Annotated in this window: 5 protein-coding genes and 1 pseudogene; 3 read left to right on the top strand and 3 right to left on the bottom strand. The window is 70.2% G+C overall.

Annotation, left to right across the window (positions count from 1 at the left end):
• Window positions 1-158 (top strand): annotated as a pseudogene (locus AB4Y86_RS09180) (FAD-binding protein); the annotation flags it as partial.
• Here AB4Y86_RS09180 and AB4Y86_RS09175 read toward each other — a convergent pair.
• Window positions 155-856 carry a copper resistance CopC family protein gene (locus AB4Y86_RS09175; protein WP_441401937.1) on the bottom strand — a complete coding sequence of 234 codons (702 nt, stop codon included), beginning with the start codon at window positions 854-856 and terminating at the stop codon, window positions 155-157. The pseudogene AB4Y86_RS09180 and the gene AB4Y86_RS09175 overlap by 4 nt on opposite strands.
• 112 nt (window positions 857-968) lie before the next feature.
• On the opposite strand from AB4Y86_RS09175, the gene AB4Y86_RS09170 reads away from it, so the two are divergent.
• Together AB4Y86_RS09170 and hutG are read left to right on the top strand one after the other, a co-directional pair.
• The gene (locus AB4Y86_RS09170; RefSeq protein ID WP_441401936.1) at window positions 969-2,414 is read left to right on the top strand and encodes an NCS2 family permease; all 1,446 of its coding nucleotides are present in this window, start codon (window positions 969-971) and stop codon (window positions 2,412-2,414) included.
• A gap of 172 nt (window positions 2,415-2,586) precedes the next feature.
• Window positions 2,587-3,558 (top strand): formimidoylglutamase, encoded by a 972-nt coding sequence (gene hutG / locus AB4Y86_RS09165; RefSeq protein WP_441401935.1) that lies wholly within the window; start codon window positions 2,587-2,589, stop codon window positions 3,556-3,558.
• Here the strand turns inward: hutG and AB4Y86_RS09160 are convergent.
• Both AB4Y86_RS09160 and AB4Y86_RS09155 read right to left on the bottom strand, forming a co-directional pair.
• Window positions 3,539-4,408: an HAD family hydrolase gene (locus AB4Y86_RS09160; RefSeq protein WP_441401934.1), complete on the bottom strand. Its 870-nt coding sequence runs from the start codon at window positions 4,406-4,408 to the stop codon at window positions 3,539-3,541. The two genes, hutG and AB4Y86_RS09160, sit on opposite strands and share 20 nt — an antisense overlap.
• On the bottom strand, window positions 4,405-6,436 hold a 2,032-nt coding region (locus AB4Y86_RS09155; protein ID WP_441401933.1), incomplete at its 5' end, for a phosphoribosyltransferase domain-containing protein. The genes AB4Y86_RS09160 and AB4Y86_RS09155, both read right to left, overlap by 4 nt.

The following is a 6,436-nucleotide window of genomic DNA, read 5'->3' as shown; positions in this document are numbered from 1 at the left end:
CCCTGGGCATGTACCTCGTGGGCGTCGGCGAGCTCATCACCCCCACCCCGAAGGAAGTCCTGCGCCAGGCGAAGCTGGTGGGCCAGGCGATATCCGCGAAGGTCCACCCCGACGGCGTGCCCTCGCTGTTGTCCGGCGGCTTGGCCCTGCCGGCCTAGGAGCCTAAGCCCGGCGGGGCCGCCCGGCCGGCGTCTGCCCCGCCCTCGTCGGAACCGCCCCCGCGCTCGACCGAACCGTCGTCGTCACCGGAACCGTCCCCGATACCGTCGTTGAGACGCCGCTTCGCCGTCAGGCCCAGGGCCACCAGGATGCCCACGGCCACGGCGACGAAGAGCACGATGCTCCACGGGAACGGCTGGGAAACGTCAGGTGCGGGTGAAGACGCAATAGTGGTGCCCGGTTCGGCGGTGCCGAGCGTCGGGACCGTACCGGGCGCTGTTCCCGCCGCGGCGGAGCCTCCGCCGGCCGCCGTGGCGGTGAAGCTGAAGGTGCCCTCGATCGGGTGGCCGTCGGCGCTGACCACCCGCCACTGCACCGTGAAGAGTCCGGCCGGCGCCCCCGTCCGCAGCTTCTGCGAGACGACGTTGTCCACGATCTGCACCCCGCCGTCGGCCCAGTCGGTGCCGGCGGCGTCGCTGACCTTGAGCTGGGTGCCGAGCGTTAGCGGATGGTTGCTGAGTGTGAGAGTCACAGCGTCCGGCGGGGTGGGCACCGTCGCGCCGGCGGCGGGACTGGTCGACTCCACCGCGTCGTGGGCGGACGCCGGGCCGGCTCCCAGGAGGGCGACAGCCAGCAGGACTGACAGCACGGTGATCAGGCCCAGCAGGGAGCCCGGAAGTTGTCTGACGATACGCATTGCTGGCCTGCTCCTAGTGTTGGCTTCCTTACAGACTAGGCGAATTTGGCGGGTGGGCGCCGTCACGCCCAATAGGATTTACCTAACACCCCATTTCCCTCCCGGAGGACCAATGCTTAAGCAGGGCTCTGCACTCGACCGGTATTTTAAGATCTCCGAGCGAGGATCGAACTTCTCCCGCGAGATCCGTGGCGGGTTCGCCACGTTCTTCGCGATGAGCTACATCGTGGTGCTGAACCCGCTGATCCTGGGCGGCCCCGACTCCTCCGGCGCCACGCTCGGCTTCCCGGCGGTCGCGGCTGCCACGGCATTCGTCGCCGGCATCCTCACCATCCTGATGGGAGCCTGGGCCAAGCACCCCTTCGCACTGGCCACCGGCTTGGGCGTCAACGCCTTCGCCGCCGTCACCGTGGCCACCAACCCGGGACTGACCTGGCCGGACATGATGGGCCTGATCATGCTCTCCGGCGTCACCATGCTGATTCTGGTGCTGACCGGGTTCCGCACCGCGGTGTTCAGGGCCGTCCCGGACGGGCTGAAAACAGCAATCGTCGTCGGCATCGGCCTGTTCATTGCGCTGATCGGACTGGTCAACGCCGGCTTCGTGCGGCGCATCCCCGATGTCGCCGGTACCACAGTCCCGGTCGGCCTTGGCTTCGACGGCAAGCTCCTGGGCTGGCCCACCCTGGTGTTCGTCTTCGGCCTGGTCCTGACCATCGCGCTGGTGGTCCGCAAGGTCAAGGGCGCCATCCTGATCGGCATCATCACCTCGACCGTCCTGTCCGTGATCCTGGAATTCACCTTGCACATCGGCCCCAGCGTCCAGCCGGGCAAGCCGTTCAACCCGCAGGGCTGGTCACTGGTGGCACCCAAGTTCACCGACTGGGCCGCCCCGGACCTGTCCCTGATCGGCAAGGCCAACCCCTTCGGCGCCTTTGAGCACCTCGGCGTGGTGGCCGCAGCGCTGCTGGCCTTCGTGATCCTGCTGAGCATCTTCTTTGACGCCATGGGCACCATGGTGGGCCTCGCCACTGAAGCCGGCACCATCGACAAGGACGGCAACATCCCCAACGTGGACCGCGTGCTCCAGATCGACGCCATTGGCGCGATCGCGGGCGGCGGCGCGTCCGTCTCCTCCAACCAGATCTTCGTCGAATCCGGCGCCGGCATCGGCGAGGGCGCCCGGACGGGCCTCGCCTCGATCGTCACCGGCCTGCTGCTGCTGGTCGCGATGTTCTTCACCCCGCTGATCAACCTGGTCCCGTTCGAAGCCGTTGCGCCCGCGCTCGTCGTTGTGGGATTCATGATGGTGTCCCAGGTCGGCAAGATCGACTGGCAGGACTGGGGCATCGCGATCCCGGCGTTCCTGACCTTCACCCTGATGCCGTTCACGTACTCGATCGCCAACGGCCTCGGCGCCGGATTCATCTCCTTTGCGCTGATCCGGATCTTCCAGGGCCGTGCCCGCGAGGTGCACCCGCTGATGTGGGCCGTGGCGGCCGCGTTCCTGCTGTTCTTCGGCATCGGCCCGATCGAGGCCGTCCTCGGGGTGAAGTAGTCCCGGGCCTCCGCCCGCGCGTCCCGCCGAGGTGGCAGCTCGCGGCAGTGTTTTCCGAGAACATTGCCGCGACCTGCCATCCCGGCGCTGTTTAACGGCAGCATCCGGGATTCTGGACACCCCGACGGCGGTGCTGCTGGTTTTACGGTCCGGGCTGCGGTGAGCTAGGGACATGCCAAAGCCCGCCCACACCGCCGACGTCCCGCCGCAGTCCTGGACCGGACGGTTCGACGGCGACGGCGCCGAACACCGCCGCTGGTGGCAGGCCGTAACGCCGTATGCGCCGCAGCCGGTTCCCCGTCAGCTCCCCCCGGCCCCAGGCGGTGCCCGGCCCGCCGTCATCCTCGGATTCGGCAGCGACGCCGGGGTCCGCCGCAACAAGGGCCGGACGGGGGCGGCGGCCGGCCCTGCCGCCATCCGTGCCGCACTTGGACCGCTCGCGTTCCACCTGGACCGGGAGGTCCACGACGCCGGCGATGTCACCGTGGCCGGCGACGCGCTCGAGGCCGGGCAGGCACGTGCCGGGCTGGCCATCACCGGGTTGCTCGACGCCGGAGCCCTGCCGGTGGTTCTCGGCGGCGGCCACGAGACCGCCTACGCCAGCTACCTTGGGCTGGCCGGTTCCGCCGCGGTCCGTGACGGCCTGCGCGTCGGCGTGCTGAACCTGGACGCCCACTTCGACCTCCGCGACGAACCGGTGCCCAGCTCCGGCACCCCGTTCCTGCAAATGGCCCGGGCCGAAGCGGCCGCGGGCCGGGAACTGCAGTACGCCGTCGTCGGGATCTCCGAGCCCAACAACACCGGCGCACTGTTCGGGACCGCGGCGGAGCTGGGCGTGAACTACCTGCTGGACGAGGATTGTTCGGCAGAGGCGGCGCAGGCCTTCGTGGCGGCGTTCCTGGCCCGGGTGGACGCGCTGTATCTGACGATCGACCTGGACGTGCTGCCGGCGTCGGTGGCGCCGGGCGTGAGCGCCCCGGCCGCCTACGGCGTCCCGCTGCCGGTGATCAGCGCCGTCTGCCGTCAGGTGGCCGCGAGCGGAAAGCTGTTGCAGCTGGATGTCGCGGAGCTGAATCCGGAGTTCGACGTCGACGGCCGCACCGCGAGGGTGGCTGCACGGCTGATCAATACGCTGCTGCGGTAGTCGGCGCCGGGGCTCCCGCCGCGGCCTGGGCCAGCACGCTGGTCACGAAGCGCAGGATCTCCTCGCCCGCCAGGATCCCGGTGGCCGCCGTGACGGTCAGGTTTGACCGGCTGTACGCGTCGCTGTCGAGTTCCCCGTGTGCCGGCCGGATCGCGATGTCCGCCAGCTCGAGAATCCCCGCATCCAAGCGGGAGTCGCCCGCTGCCACCAGGAGACCTGCCCCGCACCGCTGCCGGATCTCCGCCGCTGCCGCTTCCTTGGTGATCGGGGACGGCACACAGTAGAGCTTTCGCCCCTGCAGGGACGTCGTCCAGCCGCGGGCGGCGCACCAGGCGTCGAGTTCCGCCAGGTACCCGTCCGGGAGCGCCTGCCGGTCAACGATCGAGTAGGCGAAGACGTCTTCGGCGGTCCGGACCCGCAGAATCGCAGGCACCGCCGCGGGCCCCGCGAGGTGCCCCAGCACGTCGTCCAGCGGCGCGCAGGCCGAGCCCAGGGACCGCTGAATGTGGCGGGACCAGTCGCGGTCCGGCTCGCCGTCGTGCAGGAGCACGGCACCGTTCGTCGTCACGGCGTACCCTCGGCCGAAGCCGGGCAGCCGCACGCGGGAGAACTGGGCCCGGGTACGGGTGGTGACCGGCACGAACACGCTCCGCTGCACGATCCCCTCCAGCAGTTCCTCGGCGGCCCGGGTCATGAAGGACAGCGGGGCGGCGTCGTAGACCTCGGCGACCACCAGTCGGGGGGCCAGATGGTCGCTGCCGCCGAGCGCCATGGAGTTGGCCGAGTAAATCAAGGTCCGGTCCAGGTCGCTGGCCACCATCACCGGGGCTGTGCGCGAGTGGGTGTTCATACGTCCACCACGGCCTTGCCGTCGGCGCCGGTGGCTCCCGGGGTGTACAGCGGATGGATCAGGCCGACGCAGCTGTACGCCAGCCCCGGAACCTCCAGCACCTCGACGCCGCGCTGCTCGGCCAGGTGCAGCACGTGGRCGATGTCACCGAGCGCGTCCGGACGCACCAGCACCTTCCACGGCACCCGCCGCAAGAGCACCCGGGTGGTCTCCCCGACGCCGGGTTTGACCAGGTTCACGTTGTTGATGCCGAAGCGCCTGCTGATGTCTTCGACGGCGGACCAGCCCGCCCAGTCCGCCTCGGGCAGCTCCTCAACCCGGGTTGGTGTGGAGACCGCCGCCGTCAAGACCTCGTCCCGAACGGCGGGGAACTGCGCGGTGACGGTGTCCAGGAAGTGGTTTGAGACGTCGCTGCCGGCAAGTTCCGCGTAGAATTTGGCGCCATGGAAATCGCCGGGGCGGATCAGCTCCTTGTTGTAGACGGTGCGGGAGACGAGCCCGGAGACGGTCGAGTTGAGACAGGCCGACGGAACCAGGTAGTCCTCCCTCGTCCCGAAGATCCGCACGCAGTGTCCCGGATCCGCGAGGACCGCGAGGTCCGGCCGGAAGTCCGGCCCGTCGGTCTGGCGGAAGAGCTCGACGGCGGCGGCGAGTTCGCGGGCGATGGCCCCCTTCCCGGTCCAGCCGTCGACGAACATAACGTCTTCCGGCCGGTGCCGGGCGGCAAGGTAGCCGAGGGCGCTCTGGTCGATGCCGAGCCCGCGGACAATGCTGATGGCATAGTGCGGCAGCTCCAGGCCGTGGACTTCCCAGGCCCACCGCTTCATCAGGATTCCCACCGGGGTTCCGGCCCGTGCCAGGGACACCAGCACGGGCGTGTTGCCCCGCAGCTTCAGGACCTGCTCGGTGAGGGTTCCGGCGGCGTGCGCGATCCGGCCGGCGGAGCTCTCCAGCGCCGCCTGGAAGAGGGCGCCGTACTCGGGTGAGGGCTCGAATTCCTGCGGCAACGACTCGGCGTAGCTGGCCTTGCCGGACTGGATGGCGGCTTCGCGTTGGGCCTTCGGTGCCTCCAGTTGCGCGAAGCTCAGATCCTTCAGCAGCCACTGCACGTCCGCCGGCGGATAGGACCCGAAAGCGGGGCCGCGCAGCGGCGTCGGGAAGGGGGCCTGGCCCGGCAGCAGGACCAGCCGGACGTCCGCCGTGCTGTCCGCGACGGCGTCGGCGATCTTGCCCGGGGCCAGGAGTCCGGCGGACGGAGTGCCGGGCTCGGCCATGATCAGCACCGTCTCGAAGCGCTCCTCGGGGTGCATGAAGTTGTAGGCGAACCGAGGCCCGGGGCCGTCCGGCGACTCGTCGCCGCCGCCGAACGCGATGGCGGAGCGGACGGCGTAACCCGGTTCATCCAACGCGGCGATCGGGGACCGGGTACTGGTGGAATGGCGGATTTCAAGGTCGGGGCGCAGCTCCTGGAGCCGCGCGGAGACCGCCAGCGGAAGCGCCATGAATTCCTCGGTCGCCAGGACCAGGACCCGGGTTCCCGCCACGGCGGTGCCGAGGGACGGCGCGAGGGCCGCCGCGATCGCCGCCGCCTGCTCCGGATCCGGACGCCCGGCAACGCCGAATCGGGCGCTCCGGATGGGCGGGACGACGCCGTTCAGGTCCACCAGCCGGATCCGGCCCCGGAGTTGCCCCGCCGGACGCGGCACCGGGAGGCCGCCGATCAGCTCCGCCGCATCCGCGGCGAGCGTGGCCGGCAGCTGGATGCTTCCTTGCGCCAGGGCCACCGCGCTGATCCTGGTACCGAGTTCGGTGGCCAGTTCGTCGAGACGGTCCCGGTCCGCCGGGGAGCGAAGGTCAACCAGGGAGGCGACGATATACCGGCGGTGCGGTGCGGTGCCGTGCAGGTCCCGGATGGTGTTGATGATCGTGGCACCGGTGCTCAGCTCGTCATCGACCAGGACCACGGTCTCGGCCAGGTCCAGGGCGGCCCGGCTGGTCGGCAGCAGGCGGTGCGAGGTGGCATGGGAG

The organism is Arthrobacter sp. 2YAF22_2 (assembly GCF_052114645.1).
Lineage (GTDB): Bacteria > Actinomycetota > Actinomycetes > Actinomycetales > Micrococcaceae > Arthrobacter.
Note: the sequence above shows the minus strand (reverse complement) of the source record. Positions and strands in the feature narration are given on the sequence as shown.

Excerpts from the sequence above, each read along its gene's own strand:
- AB4Y86_RS09175 (WP_441401937.1), bottom strand. The coding sequence starts at position 856 with ATGCGTATCGTCAGACAACTTCCGGGCTCCCTGCTGGGCCTGATCACC.
- AB4Y86_RS09170 (WP_441401936.1), top strand. The coding sequence starts at position 969 with ATGCTTAAGCAGGGCTCTGCACTCGACCGGTATTTTAAGATCTCCGAG.
- hutG (WP_441401935.1), top strand. The coding sequence starts at position 2,587 with ATGCCAAAGCCCGCCCACACCGCCGACGTCCCGCCGCAGTCCTGGACC.
- AB4Y86_RS09160 (WP_441401934.1), bottom strand. The coding sequence starts at position 4,408 with ATGAACACCCACTCGCGCACAGCCCCGGTGATGGTGGCCAGCGACCTG.